The organism is Streptomyces sp. NPDC107538 (genome assembly GCF_055657445.1).
Genome location: NZ_JBVKAY010000001.1, coordinates 1,335,304 through 1,351,580, shown reverse-complemented (window position 1 = coordinate 1,351,580; position 16,277 = coordinate 1,335,304). Strand labels below are relative to the sequence as shown.

Below are 16,277 nucleotides of genomic sequence, written 5' to 3'. Positions count from 1 at the left end.
AAGACCCCAAGCCGTTCATCTGGACCAAGACAGCCGAAGAGATCCTCGACTCCCTCGCACGCTTCTGCCGACGGATCTCTGGCGCAGGACACTAGGTGAGCGCCAACGACCGAGCCGATCTGATCCAGCTGTATCCGTAGCCCAGATCTGAGTCATGACAGCGGTGGGCAACATCGCCGAAGCGCTCGGCATCGCAATCGCCATCGCCGAGGCCGAGGCGGAGGCCCAGGCCTCGGGGAAGGACCCCCCGGCCCCACCGCCCGGAACCCCGGTCAAGAAGTCCCCCAGGCGGGCTCAACATACAACTGCTTCAACTCGACTGGCAGACCAGTCGAGTTGAGGCAGTTGCCCGACGACGGGTCAACCGGCGATCAGGTCGGCGACTTCCTCGCGGATGGCCGGCATCGCGGTGAACAGTGTGCCCGGGCAGGTGGTGCCCGCCCAATGGCGGTGGCCGCCGATGGCCGACGCGGGCCGACTGACCCCGCTGACGGGATTGCGGTAGACCACCTTGCCCAAGAGGGCGATCGAGTGCCGCACGGCGAGGTCGGCCAGGAGCTGGACCAGCGCGCCGCGCGCGGCGGGCGACGCGGGCGTGTCGTCCAGCGTGCCCAGCAGGACTGGGGCGGATCAGTGAGGGCGACGGCCGGGAACGCCACCTTCGTGCTCCGCTGCCCGTTCTCCCGCTTTTCAGCGAAGTCGGGGTGTATCAGGAAGATTTGGGGAACAATTCCGGGATGTCTTGGGGGAATCGAGGGCGCTCCGCGAGTATCGCGTCCGTCTGTGTCAGCGGTGTCATGGCCCTGGTGTCGTCGGTCTGGGCTGTCAGCAACCTCGGAGAGCTCAACTCGGCACCCGACACCTCGGCCGTCCTGGGGATTCCGCTCAGCGTGGTGAGTCTCTTCGTCTCCTTGGTCAGCCTCTTTGTGTCCATCGAGGCGATCAACCGTCCCGCCACCGCCAGGGCCATTGCCGAAGAGGCGTCCCGGACCCTCGCCGTGGAGATCGAGGCGACGGAGAAACGGCAGTTGGCCATCCTGGTGGGCGCCGTCAATGGCGCACGCGTCAACCTGCACTACTCCCTGCGCGACACGGGGCGGTCGGCAGCCATGACGGCCACGGAAGGGTGGCTCTACTCCGTCGAGGGCTCAGGAACGACGACCATGGACGTTGCCTCCTTCTATCGCAGCGTGCCGCATGGCCGACTGGTCATCGTGGGCCCACCCGGTGCGGGGAAGACGGTTCTGGCCATGGAACTGGCCCGGAAACTGATCGAGACAAGAGCGGACCTCACCACCTCCGTCCCTCTTCGACTGTCGCTGGCCGACTGGGACCTCAAAGCCATGCCTCAGCTCAAGGACTTCCTGGTCGCCCGGATCGTCTCCACCCTCGGCTGCTCGCGGACACTGGCGGCTGACCTGTTCCGGTACGGCCTCGTCCTGCCGGTCCTCGACGGCCTGGACGAGATGGATCCACCCCTGAGGGACAGCGGAGGCACCGTCCGGGACGCCGCCGGCTTCCCACGCCCCGACCCGAACGCCACACGGGCCCTTGCCGCTCTCAAAGCACTCGACGAATACGCCAGGGACCGGCCCCCTGGGCCATTGATCCTCATCTGCCGCGACACCCACTACGACGCGCTGCCTGACCAGGCCAGACTGCGCGACGTCGCACTCGTGCTCGTCCACGGCGTCGGTACGGAGCGTGCGGCGGCCTACCTGCACGCGCGCAACACCCAGCGAGCCGACTGGCAGCAGACCGACTGGGAGCAGTTGCTCAGGAACCTGGCGCAGAGGGCAGCCGAGCTGGAGCACGCGCTGTCGACCCCGTGGCGGCTGTCGCTGGTCGCCGCTGCCTACCATGACCGCGGTGACCCGGCCGACCTGCTCACGCTGCCCTCGCCTGAAGCCGTGGAGGAGTATCTGCTGGACCGCTACATTCCAGCGGCCACGGCAAGCAATGCCTGTAGTGACGGCCCGTACGACGCGGTCAAGGTGCACCGCTGGCTGCACCACCTGGCCAAATCGCTCACCAACCCACGTCTGGGACATCGGCCCGACGCACAGCCGGAGCCGGGGTCGGATCTGGTTCTTCACCGCCTGTGGCCGCTGGGGGGAAGGACACGTGTACGGTTCGTCGACGGTGTGCTGACCTTCGTCGCCCTCGTCTCACTGGGGTCACCCGTCCTGGTCGTGGCACCGCCCCCCGGTACATCGAACGTCCTTGCCATCGGTCTGGCGGGGCTTCTCGGAGTCGTGAACGCTGTCGGCGAGATCCGGGAACCTCAGCCTTTGAACCTGCCCTCTCGGTGGCGGCGCCTCCGTCTGCGTCCGCTGGAGGGACTCATGACCGCCTTCGACGAGGTCAGGTGCGGCCTGGCGCCGGAAAATCTCCCAAGAATCGTCCCCACGTTCGCCTTCGGGTACATGGTGTTCTCCCTACTCGCGCACGTGTTCCACGTCGTGGACTTCCCCTCCCGCACTCCGGCCGTACTCCGGATGAACTTCCTGAGCATGGAACCCAACCCCGTGTTCCGCTTCATCACCACGACGGTGTTCGGCTTCGCGTTCGGTGCTGTCATCGGGTATGTCATGGTACGCCTCGTCTGCCTCGCCTTCCGTCTGCCGGTCCTGCCGGCCGCCTTCGTCCGTGGTGTCACCGTCGCAGTCACGGATTCCGCGAACCGCCCCCGCCCGCCTGGCACCGACATCCGGGACGACGTGCAGTCCGCTCTGGGTGTGGCCCTCGTGACAGCGGCCACAGTCGCGGCCGGTGCCACCCTCGTCGATGGTTGGCATACCGCCGCCGGCCTCGGCTGGCTCACCTTCATCGTGACCCTGCTGTCCCTCGGACCCAACGCGTGGCGTCGCCATCTGGCTTTCCGTCTGTGCACGTTGGGAGGCCGACGACTCCCTGCCAGGCCGCGGTCCTTCCTCGACTGGGCCAGTACGGTGGGACTTCTGCGACCATCCGGCATCGCCTATCAGTTCCGCCACCAAGAGCTCCAACAATGGATCGCCGCCCGCCCCGCGGCCCCGCAGCAGCGCCGCGTGACCCAGCCGGATGCGGGTCACCGCTGAAGAGACCGCGCCTCGCCGGGCACGTCGTCAGGACTGCCACACGGCCAGCCACGGCGGGGGTGCTCAATCACCGGCGTCCTGTGTGCTCCCGATGGTGCCGCGTGGAGGGTGCGCAGATGTCGACTGCGGCCCCGGGCCAATCGGTCCGCCGGCGGCAGGCACCGGCGTCCGCGTCGGCCCGTCCGCGCACAGCAGGGCGTCGGCCAGCTCGAAGAACGCGTCCGCCCGCGCGGACAGACACCCGTAGAAGGCCGTCCGAAAGCGTGACAGTTCCTCGAACGCGTCCCCTTCGCCGGCGCGCACCAGCACACTCATCCCACGGCCTTCCTTGTGAACTCCTGCATCTCGTCGCAGAGTTCAGGATCACGAGAAGGCCCCCATACCCTGCCATCACTCCAATGAGTGACCACACGACCGGGCCCGTCGATAAGGAACAAGCTCAGAAGCTGTGTCAGATCGGGACTGTAAGACGTTCGGTGTAACTCCCGATCATGGAAGATGCATCGATGACCAGTGAGAACGTGTCCGAGTCCGAGGGTGCCGAGTCCGCAGGCGAGGTGTCGGCGAAGGCCGTTGACGACCAGTTGATCGACGAGCTGGTGCACCGGGCCCAGGCGGAGGGGCTGCAGCTGACCGGTGAAGGCGGGCTTCTGCAGCAGTTGACCATGCGGTTGCTGGAGTCCGCCCTGGAAGGCGAGATCACGGACCATCTCGGCTATGACAAGCACGACCCGGCCGGCAAGAACGGCGGCAACTCCCGCAACGGCAAACGCTCAAAGACCGTGCTGACCGACGTCGGCCCGGTGGAGACAACGGTGCCGCGCGACCGTGATGGGGCCTTCGAACCGAAGATCGTCAAGAAGCGGCAGAAGCGCCCGCCCGGCGTCGACGAGATGGTCATCTCGCTCGCCGCGAAGGGCCTGACCACCGGCGAGGTGCAAGCCCACCTGGCCGAGGTCTATGGCGCCGAAGTCTCCCGCCAGACCATTTCGACATCACCGACCAGGTCCTCGAGGGCATGGCCGAATGGCAGAGCCGCCCCCTCGACGCCGTCTATCCGGTGGTCTTCATCGACGCCATCCACGTGAAGATCCGCGACGGCGCGGTCGCCAACCGGCCCATCTACGTGGCCCTGGCCGCCACCACCGAGGGCCGGCGGGAGATTTTGGGCCTGTGGGCCGGCGACGGTGGCGAGGGCGCCAAGCACTGGATGCACATCCTCACCGAGATCAAGAACCGCGGCGTCAGCGACGTGCTCATGCTGGTCTGCGACGGGCTGAAAGGCCTGCCTGAAGCGGTGGAGACGGTCTGGCCCAGGACGATCGTGCAGACCTGCGTCGTGTTCTGCTGCGGAACTCCTTCCGCTATGCCGCCCGCCAGGACTGGGACAAGATCGCGCGTCTCCTCAAGCCCGTCTACACGGCGCCGACCGAGGAGGCCGCCCTGGACCGGTTCGCGGAGTTCGCCGATTCCTGGGGCAGGAAGTACCCGGCGATCGTGAAACCGTGGGAGAACACCTGGAAGGAGTTCACCCCGTTCCTGCGGTTCGACACCGAGATCCGGCGCATCGTCTGCACCACCAACGCGATCGAGTCGGTCAACGACCGCATCCGGCGAGTGGTCAAGGCTCGCGGACATTTCCCCAACGAGCAGGCCGCGTTGAAGTGCGTCTACATGGCGATCATGTCGCTCGATCCCACGGGCAAGGGCCAGGCCCGCTGGACCATGCGCTGGAAGACCGCACTGAACGCCTTCGACATCACCTTCGACGGCCGCCTCTCAGCAGCCCGCCAATAGCCCCAACCACCCCCAGTTACACCACTCGTTTGACAGTCCCCGATACCGCTGGTGGCCTCCTACGACGTCCGCGAGAAGGTCTGGAACCCGCCGATGCCGCTGCTGTTCCAGCGCGATGTTCGGCTCCGAACCGCGCGCCTTCACGCCAACCGCGATCCGAAAACTGCTGATCAACGCCCTGTCCACCACCGGCCTGACCAGCGCCGACGGCGAGGCGCTCACCTTCTCGCCCCACGACTTCCGAAGGATCTTCGACACCGACACCATCATGAACGGCCTGCCGCCGCACATCGCCCAGGTGATCTGCGGACACAGAAGCATCGAGACCACCATGGGGTACAAAGCGGTCTACCCTGCCGAGACAATCGAGGCCCACCGAGCGTTCATCGCCCGCCGCCGAGCCTCTCGCCCAGGCGAAAAATACCGAACCCCAACTACGGAGGAATGGGACACCTTCCTGGCCCACTTCGAGAAACGGAAGGTATCCATCGGCACCTGCGCACGCGCCTTCGGGTCTCCTTGTGTCCATGAACACGCCTGTGTCAGATGCTCACTCCTTCGACCCGATCCGGCCCAACGGGCACGGCTCGCCGACATCCGTGACAACCTGATCGCCCGCATCGCCGAGGCCGAGCGTGAAGGCTGGCTCGGTGAGGTGGAGGGCCTGCAGGTCAGCCTCGCCGGTGCCCAGGGCAAGCTCGCGCAGCTCGATGCCGAGGCGAACCGCCGAACCAACGCGGTCAGCCTCGGCGTGCCGGCCCTCGGCGAGATCGCCCTCCCCAGGCGGGAGACGAAAGAGTCCTCTCCAACTGCTGACTAGGCCGCGGCCGGGAGTTCAGAGGTCGGTGCCTGGGCTCACTCGGCGCGTCGTCCGACACGGAGGACGCTCAGGTAACGGCGTGATGCTCGATCGCCCATCCGCGTGCGGATACGCTCGGCGATAGCGTCGAGCAGGGGCTCACGGACGTCGCGGTCGAGCCTCCGGTACAGCGACAGCGAGCGAAGGTGATCGGCAAAGCCATCCCCGTTGAACCACTGAACGGTTGGATACCAGCGCACGATCGTTGGGCCGAACAATCCCCCGGGATCGTCGACCAGGCCCCAGCCCTCGTCGGTGGTGCGCACGTCGTCCTCCACCGGAGGATGACCCCAGTCGGGGTTTCTGGGACAGAATCGCTCGTGGAGATCGGCGGTCTCGGCGTACACCTCCGGCTCTCCCGGCCAGCGGACAACGACGTGGCCGAGCAGCGCCATCCAGCCTCCGGGAGAGAGCACGGCGTGCGCCCGCGGCCAGCCAATCGACGGGTCGACCCAGTGCCACGAAGATGCAGCCACGAGAACGTCGAAGCGTCGACCGCGATCGTCCCACTCCTCAAAAGTCGACGTCTCGACTTCGACGTTGCGAAAGGAGGCGATCCGCTGGCGAGCGAGTGCGGCCATGTCCGTGCCCGGCTCAACGGCGGTCACTGAGCATGCCAGCGCTGCCAGCGTGGGCGTCGCCTGACCGGTACCGCAGCCCACCTCCAGCACCGACGACCTTTTGTCCATTCCGGTGATGGCGCCGAGGTCCGCGAACAGTTCGTCGGGGTATCTCGGCCGGACCCGGTCGTAGAGCTCCGCCACCTCGTTGAACACTCGGCCGAGATCGCGTCGATTCGAGCGCATCAGCGGATCATCAGTCACGAACGCACAAGCTATGAGGCTCGTCCACGCAGACGCCACCGGTTTATCGGCAGCCGCTGACGCGCTGCCGCCGGTAGTTCAGAAAAGCCTGCATCCGCTGCCCGATGCTCCAGGTCAACCCGAAGATGCTGCCCAGGCTTGCGGAGATCGAGAAGGACCTGCTCCTCCGCCGCAGGCGGGCCGAGGAAGTACAGTGGCTCGGCGGGATCGAAGGCATCGACATGACCTTGATCTTCGTCCGCACCAAGCAAGCAGCCACAGCCCGACTCGCCCAACGCACCCCCATCGCCCTCGGCATCCCGGCCCTCCCTCCACGGCCCGACTGAGCCCCTGACACTCGGAGATCCGCACGATCCCCGGCGGCCACCCGGAGCCGGTTCCTGCCCCGGCGGCCACCCGGAGCCGGTTCCTGCCCTGGCGGACAGGAACCGGCTCCGGCGAGGATGCCCGGCATGGCCACCGACCAGGACCACGACCTCGCTCCACTGTGCCGGAGCGGCGTTACTTGCCATGCCCCCGCCGCCCGAGCTGCGAGTTCCCTCCGGCGTTACACGACATCTGTCGGGCTGGGGTGCGGATGGAGTGGATGAGCGCGCGAGGCGCATCCCCCCGGATCCGTCCTGGCCGACCGCTATTTCTTGGAGAACCTGACCAGAGGTGTGGGCCGTCCCCGTACGGAGGGTTCTGACTGCGGGAATCCGGATCTCAGTCAGTGGTGTGCCTCGGCGCATTACATAGTTCCACGGATACGGAACGGCGCAGCAGGCCAAGTACCGTACTCTCTGATGCGGATGGTGACTTCCAACGTGCTGCACGGCAGGACGCTTCAGGGCGGTCGGCCCGTCGCCGTCCCCTCCGCGGATACCGGGCTGGCGCTGGCCGAAGCCGTGGCGTCGCTGCGCGCCGACGTCTTGGCGTTGCAGGAGGTCGACCGTCTCCAGGAACGGTCCGGTTTCGCGGACCAGGCGCGCGTCGCGGCCGAAGCGGCGGGCGCACGGGAGTGGCGGTACGCGTCGGCGGTCCATGGCAGGGCGGTGCCGGGCGAAGGGTGGGTTCTCGACCCGGGGCCGAGACGGGGCTGCGGGTGTACGGCCCGCGGCATGCGACGCCGGGTGATGTGCCCTCGCACGGCGTCGCGTTGGTGTCCAGGCTGCCCGTACGGGAATGGAGGGCCAGGCGGTTCGCCCCGGCTCCCTTCGGCCTGCCGCTGCGGGTGGCCGGGAGACCAGGACCCACCATGGTCCGCGACCAGCCACGCGCCGCGCTCGCCGCCGTACTGGCGGGGAACCAGGGGGTGTTGACGGCGGTGGCGGTGCATCTCTCGTTCGTCCCCGGGTGGAACATCCGGCAACTGCTCGCCGTACGCGACTGGATCGCCGACCTGCCACAGCCCCACATCCTGCTGGGTGACTTCAATCTGACAGGCCCGATTCCCCGACTCGTACTCAGCGCGGCCGAGCTGCCGGTCGTTGGGAGCCGGCCGTCGGTGCCGAGAGGCTGGCGAGATCTGGCCCGCGTTCCAACGTATCCCTCACACCGTCCTGTGGTGCAGTTCGACCACGTACTGGCGGCCGGGGCGGCGTTCCGGTGCGCCCCGGTCGGCACGAGTGCGCCGCGGATGCGGGTGTCGGACCACCGGCCCGTCGTCGTCGATGTGCCGTGGTGATGTCTCCATGCGCTGCGGGCCGAAGGGAGGGGTTGTGACCGGGGAGAGGCTTCGCCGAGGGCACGATGTGCAGGAGCGCGACATGTATGTGGAGGAGGGGCTCGCGCAGTGGGGTGAGGAGTTCGGTCTGGTGCGGGTGGCGGAGCGAGAGGCCGGTCTCGCCTCGGACGCCAGCACGGGGAGGGGTGTCGCGCGTGGTCGGTTCGCGCCCTGTCTGCTGGCGGTTCTCAGGCTGTCGGTGGGTGGCGGGCCGGATGTCCGTTCCTGCCGTTGGTTCCAGCAGGCGGTCGCCGGTACGGGATACCTCGCCCGCGCGGTGGAGTTGGTGTACGCGACCAGCGGCGCGGGCGGCAGCGTGGGCGGGGCGGACGATGGCCTCGTCGATGTGCTCAAGGCTGCGGCCGGCGCGGGGTGACCTCCGGGGAGCCCAGGCGTTGGCCGAGTCGTTCTCCGGGCGGCAGTTGCGGGACCGGGCGCTCGTCGCCCTCGTACCGGGATGGGCCCGTGCCGGTGAACGTGGCAGGGCTGTCGCTCTGGCGGAATCGATCCGCTACCCGCACAACTGGGGGCGGGCCTGGGCCACGCTGGCGAAGGCGGTCGCGGACGACGGCGACGCCCGGGAAGCCCTCGGATTCGCCGCGCGCCGACACGTTGAATGCCGACGCCGGGGATGGTATGTGGTCGACGCATGTCTGCGCCCTCCTCGTGGACGTGGCCGTCGCGACGGGCGACCGTGCCCGCGCAGCCGCGTTCGCCGACCGCCTGGAGGCCTTCGTCCGGTCCAAGCCGTATGGCGAAGGCTGGATACGGCCCGGACCCCTCGCGAAGGTGTTGGCCTCCGAGGTCCTCAGAGGAGACCTGGACCGGATCGACGCGCTGCTGCTCCACTCGCCCGGACCGCCCCACGGGTCCGACGGGCCGCCCTGCCCGCCCGTCGGACCCGTGGGAGGAGTCCCGGACCCGGACCCAGGCCTGGCTCTTATCCTCGCGGCCGAGTCCTCCCTAGCACCCCTCGACGCCTCGGTCATGGCGGACGTGTTGGACGCGGTCGCCGCGACCGCCGGCCAGGAGGTGGCCCTCGCCCTGGCCGACCGGGCACAGGCGCTGCTCCTCGACGACGACGGTCACCATCACGACACCCTGCTGAGGGCCTTGATACGTCTGCTGGCCCGGCAAGGGCAGGTCGAGCGGGCCATAACCTTCTCCGACCGGATCGACGCCCCTCATCTACGGGCGGGACAACAGGCGGACATCGTCCGGGAGTTGGCACGCTACGACGACACGGTCCGGGCCGAAGCCCTCGCCCACGAGATCACCGACCGTCATGCGCAAGCCAGAGCGCTGGTCGAAGTGGTCCGCGCGGTGGCCCGGCGGGGCGACACGGTCCGGGCCGAAGCCGTCGCGCACACGATCGCCGATCTCTGGGCGCGGGGCGAGGCGTTGGTCGTCGTCGTGAAGGAGGTGGGCCGGCAGGGCGAATCGGGCCGTGCCAAGGCCGTCGCCTCTTCGATCGCCTATCGGGGGACGCGAGCCCGCGCACTGGCCGCACTCATGGAGTCGGCAGAGCCGTCCGACGCCCGCAGGTTTGCCGCACGGGCCGTGGTCCTCGGCGGCTGGCCCACTGTCATGCCGGAGGTGGAGCGGGTCGCACCCCGTGCGGTGGTAACTGTCGCCGATGAAATGCTGAGTCTCACCCCATGATTCCCAAACTGCCCTTGCACAGCCCCCGTTGGCATGACCTCGACGGTGTGACGGTCGAGGAGGTGACGGTACTTCTGGAGGAGATGGCCTCCGCAACGGCCTCCGCCGCTACTTCAGCAAAAGCCGCCGCTGCCGCCTCCACTCCTGCCTCCGAGTCCGCCTCCGACACCGACACCGACACCGACGAAGCCTGGCTCCGTAGCTGGCGGCACGTAGCCGACGGCCTGATACACCAAGGAAGTGTCTACGACGGGGCCTACGCGGCCCTGCCGCATCTCGTGGAGGCGGCAGCGGCGTTGTCCCCGGGGCAGACCGGCGAGTTCTGGGTGGACATGGGGCTCATCGTGACCGCGGAGGGCAGGCCCCCTGTCCCGGCCGATCTCGAAGCGGGGTTCGGTGCCGCGCTCCGCCTGGCCGAACGGTCGGCCGTACGAAGCTTGCTGACTCCCGGCACTCCTGCGGCCCTCTGCTCCGGCCTCGCGCTCAGTTGCGTCGCCTTCGCCGGTCACCATGCCGCCACCGCGCTGTGGCGGTTCTTCGATCCCCGGGACAGTCATGTCGTACTGGTGTGTCCCGGGTGCGGCATCGACACGGAGATCCCCGAGTTCTTCGTGGACCCGGCGCGTCCCCCTTTCGAGGCCCCTGGACTGCCCGACTCCACCCATGTCCGTTGCGGGGCGCACCCTTGGGGCGAGGTCGCCGCAGTACTGCGGGAAGAGGTGCTGGGGGAAGAGTGGGAGCCCTTCCTTCAGGTGGCCCGTGCCGTCTCGGCGGCAGGAGTACCCCCCGAAACGCCTGCGCAGGCCGTCCTGTGCCTGGTCGCCGGGATGGTCGCCGCCACGGGCACCCCGGCGTGGGCCGGGCGGGAATGGGCCCGGAAGCTGATGTTGCTGACGGGATGCTTCCGTTGCCCGGACTGCGAGCAGACATGGACGATCGCCGACGGCCTGACGGATGACTCGGACGGTGCGCACCGCCAGGGCCCGCGTACGCACGAACCGGTGGCCCCCGATGTGCCGGGGGGCGCGCAGAAGCCGACTGAGAAGCCGGCGCAAATGCCGGCGCAGAAGTCGGCGACGAGCCGAATGTCCGAGGCGCCGACCGGGCTCCGCCGGGACGGGAACGCTCTCCTCGCGGCCGACGGCACGCCGTGGGGTGAGGTGACGGTGTTCGCCGCCTCCGCGCCCGGTGTATCCGATGGTGTCGACGCGCTGGCGGTCATCGCTCGGCCCGGTCGGCCACTGCTGGTGGCAGGCGCGGGCAAGAGCGGCCAAGTGTGCCTGTGGGACGGGTCCGACGGCCGACTCGTCCATGGTCCGCTGCCCGGGCATCCTGACGGTGTCCGGTCGATGACCGTCCTGTGTGTGCCCCTCCCCCCGCCGGACGGCCGCATGCTGCTCGCCAGCGGAGGCGACGCCGGGGCGCTCGCCCTGTGGGACCCGGTCGAGGGGCAATCGATCCGTGAACCGGAGGGCAACTGGCTCGGCGCAGTGAGCGGGATGTGCGCCGCGACGATGCCGGACGGCCGGACGCTGCTCGTCACCGCCACCTCTCGGGGCGCGGTGCGGTTGCGTGATCCGGCCACGGGTGAGTCGGTGGCGCTCCTCAACCCCTATGGTCATCCGGTCGCGTCGATCACCGCCGTTCCGATCTCCGCCGGCCATACCCTGATCGCGGCCTCGGACCCACAGGGTGGCGTTCATGTGTGGGATCCGGCTGTCGACGATCCCTGGGAATCGGGCGCGGCCGTACCCCTGAGTCGGCGTGCGCTCGACGCCATCGGCCACCGTGTGGCAGTCGTCGCGGCGGTGCCCGCGCACGACCGTACGCTGCTGGCCACCGGCGACCGCGACGGCGTGGTCATGCTGTGGGACCCCTCGACCAGTGCCCCGGTCGGCGACGGCCTGCCCGCCGACATCCCCGGCAGCCCCCTCACGGCCATGACCGCCGCGACCCTGCTCCCTGGTCGGCGCACCGTCCTCGTCATGGGCAGTGGTCAGGGGCGGAACCTGCGGATATGGGAACCGGAGACGGGTACGGTGCGGCACATCGCCGTGGATGTAGCGGTCACCTGCCTGGCCGTCACCGGCTCCGCCGTGGTCGTCGGTCATGAACGCGGGGTCCTCGGAGTGCCGCTCGCCGGTCGATGAAGCGTTCGTGCCGAGCCGCATCGGTGACCGCGGGAAGCTGGGTCGTGGTATCGAGCGCGGCGAACCGACAAGCCACGGTCTCCACACCGACGACCGGATTGAGGACATGGGCCCTGTCCCCTGCGCACGGCCCACCGACACCTGGCTGCGGTTCGGCCCGTGTCGTCCGGACGTACCGGAAGGTGCACGGGGACTGACCTTGATCTCCTTGATCAGGACCGGCCCGGGTCTCGAACCGGTCGCGGTTCGCGGACCGGGTCGCGGTCCGCGTGGTTCGACGGATGTGCTGAGGTCGCTGTCCTGACTCCTGGACGGTTGCGAGCCGTTCAGTACCGCACGGGGAGGCTGAGCAGCCCGCGGGCGCGCATCGACGGGCGCCAACTCGGGCCGGCGGGCGGGAGGTCGAGCGCCAGCCGGGGGAAGTGGTCGAGGAGCGCGGCGAGGGCGATCTCGGTCTCCATGCGGGCCAGGGGTGCGCCGAGGCAGTAGTGGATGCCGTGGCCGAGGGCGATGTGCGCGGAGGCGTCGCGACCGAGGTCGAGCCGGTCCGGCTCGGTGAAACGGCGCGGGTCGCGGTGGGCGGAGGCCAGGGAGAGCAGCACGGTCTCCCCGGCGGGAACACCGACCCCGCCGATGGTGATGTCCTCGGTGGGGAATCGGCGGATCGCCAGGGGAACGGGCCCGTCGTAGCGGGCCAACTCCTCTACAGCGGGGCCCAGCCGGTCGGGTTCGGCGCGCAGCGCGGCCAGTTGCTCGGGGTGGCTGAGCAGGGCCAGGGTGGCGTTGCCGATGAGGTGGACGGTGTTCTCGTAGCCGGCGAAGAGGATGAGGAAGGCCAGGGACATGAGTTCGTCCTCGGAGAGCCGGTCCTCGTCGTCGCGTACGGCGATCAGGGCGGAGAGCAGGTCGTCGGCGGGCGCGGCCCGCTTGGCGGCGAGGAGCCCGGTGAAGAAGCCGAGAATGGCCCGGACGGCGTCCTTCGCCTTCTCGGGCCGGGCCGGGTCCGGGGCGAGAAGGGTGTCGGTCCAGGACCTGAAGTCGTGCCGGTCGTCCGGGGCCACGCCCAGTAGATCGCAGATCACGGTGATCGGCAGCGGAGCGGCGTACGAGGCGATGAGGTCGGCGCGGCCGAGCGGGGCGATGGCGTCCAGCAGCGCGTCGGCGGTCCTCCTGACGGGTTCTCGCAGGAGCTCGACGCGGCGCGGGGTGAACGCCTTGGACACCAGGCGCCGGATGCGGGTGTGGTCCGGCGGGTCCATGTTCAACAGGTTCGCGTCCAGCGCGGGCGGCAGCGCGAGTCCGTGGTAGCCGCCGGGCTTCGCGTTGCGCTTGTCCAGGGAGAGCCGGGGGTCCGCAATCGCCTGGCGCACGTCGTCGTAACGCGTGACCAGCCAGGCAGGAAGCCCGTCCGTCCCGGTGATCCGATGGACGGGCCCGGCCTCGCGAAGCCGCGCGTGCACCGCGTACGGGTCCGCCATCAGCTCTGCTGGGTCAACAAGGGGCGCTTCACTGGGCGTTGTGCTCGACATGACGCCACCCTAGACAGCCGATGCCACCCCCACGCGCCGTCCCACGCCTGACGCCATCACCACATGATCGACTCGCCTGGGTCGGGGCCGACCGTCCGGCCGCATCACCAGGGTTCCGACCATGGACGATCATGCTCATGCCGTCACGCCGGGTCGGATTCCCCAGTGGCGTGCGCACGGTGGACGAACCTAAAGAGGGCGTCGCCCGCCGAGCTTCGCCTGCGGGATCTGCGCCACGGCGACCGCGAACAGCTCGCGGCGTTCGACGCGGGACTCGCGGCCATCCCCGAGGTCATCCGGGCGGGTGATCACCCCCCCCCTCCCGCCCATGCCCCTGTAGACGGCCCGGCCTCCTTCAGCTGATCCGTTGCCGAAGCTCGGCGCGGATTCGGACGGTCCGCTCGGCGAGGTCGGCCAGGTCCACGTCGCCTGCGTCCGCGGAGGAGATCCCGGGGTCGATCTCGCCGATCAGCGCGCCCGCGTTGCCGTCGTTCCAGGCGCACATCGGCATGACGACCCGCATGTTCAGGTCCTCCTTGGCGACCACCTGGCAGGTGACGGTGACGTCCGAGCCGGAGGGGCGGAAGTCCTCGGGTGCCCGGGCGACCGACATCCCGTCCGGGCCGGTGGCGCCCTTCAGCATGGTGTCCCGGGCGTCGTCGGCGTCCCTGAACCGGCCGTACATGCCGCTGACGTTCAGCTGGCCACCACGGTCCGCCGGCTTGTAGATCGCGACGGCCGCCCGGACGTCGATGCCGCCCAGGGCGCTCTCGGCGTGCTGCTCGAAAGCGTCCTGCGGGGAGTCGGAGAAGTCCTGCTCCAGCACGTAGTCACCGCCGAGCAGGGTCTTGGTCAGGGTCAACCGATACCGCGCCTCGGGAATGTCTCCGTCGGCGCCGACCTGGCCGGCCACGACCCAGCCCACGACCAGCAGAAGCATGACCCCGCCGCCGGCCCCCAGGGCGACACCTGCCCGGCGCTTCCTCCGCGACGGCGACGGCGCCGGAGGCGGAGGCGGAGGCGGAGGCGGCAGGAGGTTCGGCTGAGACACAGGGGACTGCTGCGGGGACGGGGCGTGGACACGCCATGAAGCTACTGCACACACAGCTCGCCCAGGACATGGCAGCACCTAGACAGCCACCTCTTCACCAGCGGTCCCAGCACCGTTCACCTCCCTTTCGATCACTGTCCTCTACTTCGCTACGCGGCCCAGTACCGCCGTACCGGCCGCCGTGCCCCCGTCGCCCAGCCCTGGTTCGCCCGGCTGATGGATCTCCTGGCGGACAGTTCCGTCCCCGAGTGCTCGGGCGTGCTGTCCGCGCTCTACGCGGGTGACCGTCTCGTCGCCGCCCACTTCGGTCTGCGCTCGCACACGGTCTTCTTATGCTGGTTCCCCGCGTACGACCGGGCCCTCGGCACACACTCGCCCGGCCCCGCCCTGCACCGGCTGCGCCGCGAACCGATCCACGCCGCCCACCGGCTGGCACGCGCCCACCCGGCGCTCAAGGGCTCGGCCTGCGCGCACTCGCCGCGGTGGGAGCGATGCGGCGGTGCTGATCCCGCGCCGAGGCCACCCGACGCGTAGGCCGGCCGACGCGTGGGCCACCTGACTCGTCCGCCTCCGAGCGGGGCGGCTGCCCGCGCGCATGCCGGGCTCATTCATGAGCGACCACGGCGACGGGACAGCGGCCGTGGTGGATGGCCGCGTGAGCCACGTGATCCAGATGGTGCGTCGCTCCGTGCCGGTGCACGCGGCGTCCGACGACCAGCAGCGCGGCTCCCTCGGAGGCGTGCACGACGGCCTTGGCCGGGCTCGCGAGGCGGATGGTGTCCTCCACCTCCACCTGCGGATACTTCTCGCGCCAGGGCCTCAGCGCGTTGTCCAGCTCGTTCCGCGCCTCCCCGGTCAGCTCCTCGGTGACGTGGTGGTCCACACCCCAGGGCATGCGCGCGTGGAGCGGAACGCTGCGGCCGTGGACGGCGAGGAGCGGAATGTCCCGGGCCGCCGCGCTGTGAAAGGCGAAGTCGAGCAGTTCGTCGACGGATCCGTGCAGATCCATCGCCACGACGACCCTGTCGCCCACGGCGGGGACCGGCTGCTCCTTGCCCGGCTCCGCGCGGACCAGGACCACGGGCCGTCCGGACCGTGCCACGACCTGCATGCTCACGTCACCCATGAAATAGCTCTCGGTGGACCCCAGCCCCCTGGACCCCAGCACCAGCATCTCGGACTCCGCGGCGGCGCGGAGCAGCGCCTCCTGGGCGTCGTCGGCGACCAGACTGCCCACCACGGACAGGCCCGGATGCCGTGTGCTCAGTTCTGCCTGCGAGGTGTGGACCAGGCGCTTCGCCCAGTAGTTCTGGTCGACCTCGGAGGAGCCGTTCTTCGGCTCCGGCACCAGCAGCGGCCACGCGTGCAGCAGCCGGAGGGTGAGCTTGCGCTGCTCGGCCTCTTCGGCGGCCCAACGCGCCGCGGTGAGGCTCGCGGGTGAGCCGTCCAGGCCCACGGTGACGACTGGTTCCATGGCGGCGGCCTCCGTCTCGTACGAAGCTGGACGGGCCGGTGGATGACGCGACCGGATCCGTCGGCCCATCCGGCCCGGACCCGTCGAGTGCGGAGCAGGTGCTGCGATCGTTCGCTCCCTCCTTCGACAACTACCCCAATCCCCTC

13 protein-coding genes and 2 pseudogenes are annotated in these 16,277 nt (G+C 69.4%); 9 read left to right on the top strand and 6 right to left on the bottom strand.

What is annotated here, in order from left to right:
- Nucleotides 1-360 precede the first annotated feature (360 nt).
- The gene (locus ACZ7MG_RS05860; protein ID WP_471393912.1) at nt 361-519 is read right to left on the bottom strand and encodes a hypothetical protein; all 159 of its coding nucleotides are present in this window, start codon (nt 517-519) and stop codon (nt 361-363) included.
- A gap of 278 nt (nt 520-797) precedes the next feature.
- Here ACZ7MG_RS05860 and ACZ7MG_RS05855 point away from each other — a divergent pair, with 278 nt between their 5' ends.
- Nucleotides 798-3,080, top strand: a complete 2,283-nt coding sequence (locus ACZ7MG_RS05855; RefSeq protein WP_471393915.1) for an NACHT domain-containing protein — start codon at nt 798-800, stop codon at nt 3,078-3,080.
- 63 nt (nt 3,081-3,143) lie between these two features.
- Here the strand turns inward: ACZ7MG_RS05855 and ACZ7MG_RS05850 are convergent, their stop codons facing one another.
- Nucleotides 3,144-3,395: a hypothetical protein gene (locus ACZ7MG_RS05850; RefSeq protein ID WP_471393918.1), complete on the bottom strand. Its 252-nt coding sequence runs from the start codon at nt 3,393-3,395 to the stop codon at nt 3,144-3,146.
- A gap of 191 nt (nt 3,396-3,586) precedes the next feature.
- Between ACZ7MG_RS05850 and ACZ7MG_RS05845 the strand changes: the two are divergent.
- Both ACZ7MG_RS05845 and ACZ7MG_RS05840 read left to right on the top strand, forming a co-directional pair.
- A pseudogene (locus ACZ7MG_RS05845) lies at nt 3,587-4,877 on the top strand (IS256 family transposase).
- 115 nt (nt 4,878-4,992) lie between these two features.
- A complete protein-coding gene (locus tag ACZ7MG_RS05840; protein WP_471393920.1) occupies nt 4,993-5,697 on the top strand; it encodes a tyrosine-type recombinase/integrase in 705 nt (234 codons plus the stop codon).
- 35 nt (nt 5,698-5,732) lie between these two features.
- Here ACZ7MG_RS05840 and ACZ7MG_RS05835 read toward each other — a convergent pair whose 3' ends face one another.
- Nucleotides 5,733-6,560, bottom strand: coding sequence for a class I SAM-dependent methyltransferase (locus tag ACZ7MG_RS05835; protein WP_471393923.1), 828 nt, complete (start codon nt 6,558-6,560; stop codon nt 5,733-5,735).
- Between the two features lie 104 nt (nt 6,561-6,664).
- Here ACZ7MG_RS05835 and ACZ7MG_RS05830 point away from each other — a divergent pair, with 104 nt between their 5' ends.
- The 5 genes from ACZ7MG_RS05830 (at nt 6,665) to ACZ7MG_RS05810 (ending at nt 12,077) form a co-directional block, all read left to right on the top strand.
- Nucleotides 6,665-6,886 carry a recombinase gene (locus tag ACZ7MG_RS05830; protein WP_471393926.1) on the top strand — a complete coding sequence of 74 codons (222 nt, stop codon included), beginning with the start codon at nt 6,665-6,667 and terminating at the stop codon, nt 6,884-6,886.
- Between the two features lie 386 nt (nt 6,887-7,272).
- Nucleotides 7,273-8,226 (top strand): endonuclease/exonuclease/phosphatase family protein, encoded by a 954-nt coding sequence (locus tag ACZ7MG_RS05825; RefSeq protein WP_471946110.1) that lies wholly within the window; start codon nt 7,273-7,275, stop codon nt 8,224-8,226.
- An 82-nt stretch (nt 8,227-8,308) separates the two neighbouring features.
- Nucleotides 8,309-8,641, top strand: a complete 333-nt coding sequence (locus ACZ7MG_RS05820; protein WP_471393929.1) for a hypothetical protein — start codon at nt 8,309-8,311, stop codon at nt 8,639-8,641.
- 260 nt (nt 8,642-8,901) lie between these two features.
- Nucleotides 8,902-9,927 carry a hypothetical protein gene (locus tag ACZ7MG_RS05815; RefSeq protein ID WP_471393931.1) on the top strand — a complete coding sequence of 342 codons (1,026 nt, stop codon included), beginning with the start codon at nt 8,902-8,904 and terminating at the stop codon, nt 9,925-9,927.
- 62 nt (nt 9,928-9,989) lie between these two features.
- The gene (locus ACZ7MG_RS05810) at nt 9,990-12,077 is read left to right on the top strand and encodes a WD40 repeat domain-containing protein (protein ID WP_471393934.1); all 2,088 of its coding nucleotides are present in this window, start codon (nt 9,990-9,992) and stop codon (nt 12,075-12,077) included.
- Between the two features lie 326 nt (nt 12,078-12,403).
- Here the strand turns inward: ACZ7MG_RS05810 and ACZ7MG_RS05805 are convergent, their stop codons facing one another.
- Together ACZ7MG_RS05805 and ACZ7MG_RS05800 are read right to left on the bottom strand one after the other, a co-directional pair.
- Complete coding sequence (locus ACZ7MG_RS05805; protein ID WP_471393937.1) at nt 12,404-13,606, bottom strand: cytochrome P450 family protein; 1,203 nt, start codon at nt 13,604-13,606, stop codon at nt 12,404-12,406.
- A 355-nt stretch (nt 13,607-13,961) separates the two neighbouring features.
- A complete protein-coding gene (locus ACZ7MG_RS05800; RefSeq protein WP_471393939.1) occupies nt 13,962-14,546 on the bottom strand; it encodes a hypothetical protein in 585 nt (194 codons plus the stop codon).
- Between the two features lie 270 nt (nt 14,547-14,816).
- Here ACZ7MG_RS05800 and ACZ7MG_RS05795 point away from each other — a divergent pair.
- Nucleotides 14,817-15,191 (top strand): annotated as a pseudogene (locus tag ACZ7MG_RS05795) (GNAT family N-acetyltransferase); the annotation flags it as partial.
- A 70-nt stretch (nt 15,192-15,261) separates the two neighbouring features.
- Here ACZ7MG_RS05795 and ACZ7MG_RS05790 read toward each other — a convergent pair.
- Nucleotides 15,262-16,131 carry a universal stress protein gene (locus tag ACZ7MG_RS05790; protein WP_471393942.1) on the bottom strand — a complete coding sequence of 290 codons (870 nt, stop codon included), beginning with the start codon at nt 16,129-16,131 and terminating at the stop codon, nt 15,262-15,264.
- Nucleotides 16,132-16,277: the final 146 nt, after the last annotated feature.

Bases quoted from the DNA above. Each gene is read 5' to 3' on its own strand.
- ACZ7MG_RS05790 (WP_471393942.1), bottom strand. From the start codon at position 16,131: ATGGAACCAGTCGTCACCGTGGGCCTGGACGGCTCACCCGCGAGCCTC.
- ACZ7MG_RS05855 (WP_471393915.1), top strand. From the start codon at position 798: ATGGCCCTGGTGTCGTCGGTCTGGGCTGTCAGCAACCTCGGAGAGCTC.
- ACZ7MG_RS05815 (WP_471393931.1), top strand. From the start codon at position 8,902: ATGTGGTCGACGCATGTCTGCGCCCTCCTCGTGGACGTGGCCGTCGCG.
- ACZ7MG_RS05850 (WP_471393918.1), bottom strand. From the start codon at position 3,395: ATGAGTGTGCTGGTGCGCGCCGGCGAAGGGGACGCGTTCGAGGAACTG.
- ACZ7MG_RS05840 (WP_471393920.1), top strand. From the start codon at position 4,993: ATGTTCGGCTCCGAACCGCGCGCCTTCACGCCAACCGCGATCCGAAAA.
- ACZ7MG_RS05830 (WP_471393926.1), top strand. From the start codon at position 6,665: ATGCTCCAGGTCAACCCGAAGATGCTGCCCAGGCTTGCGGAGATCGAG.
- ACZ7MG_RS05805 (WP_471393937.1), bottom strand. From the start codon at position 13,606: ATGTCGAGCACAACGCCCAGTGAAGCGCCCCTTGTTGACCCAGCAGAG.
- ACZ7MG_RS05820 (WP_471393929.1), top strand. From the start codon at position 8,309: ATGTATGTGGAGGAGGGGCTCGCGCAGTGGGGTGAGGAGTTCGGTCTG.
- ACZ7MG_RS05800 (WP_471393939.1), bottom strand. From the start codon at position 14,546: ATGCTTCTGCTGGTCGTGGGCTGGGTCGTGGCCGGCCAGGTCGGCGCC.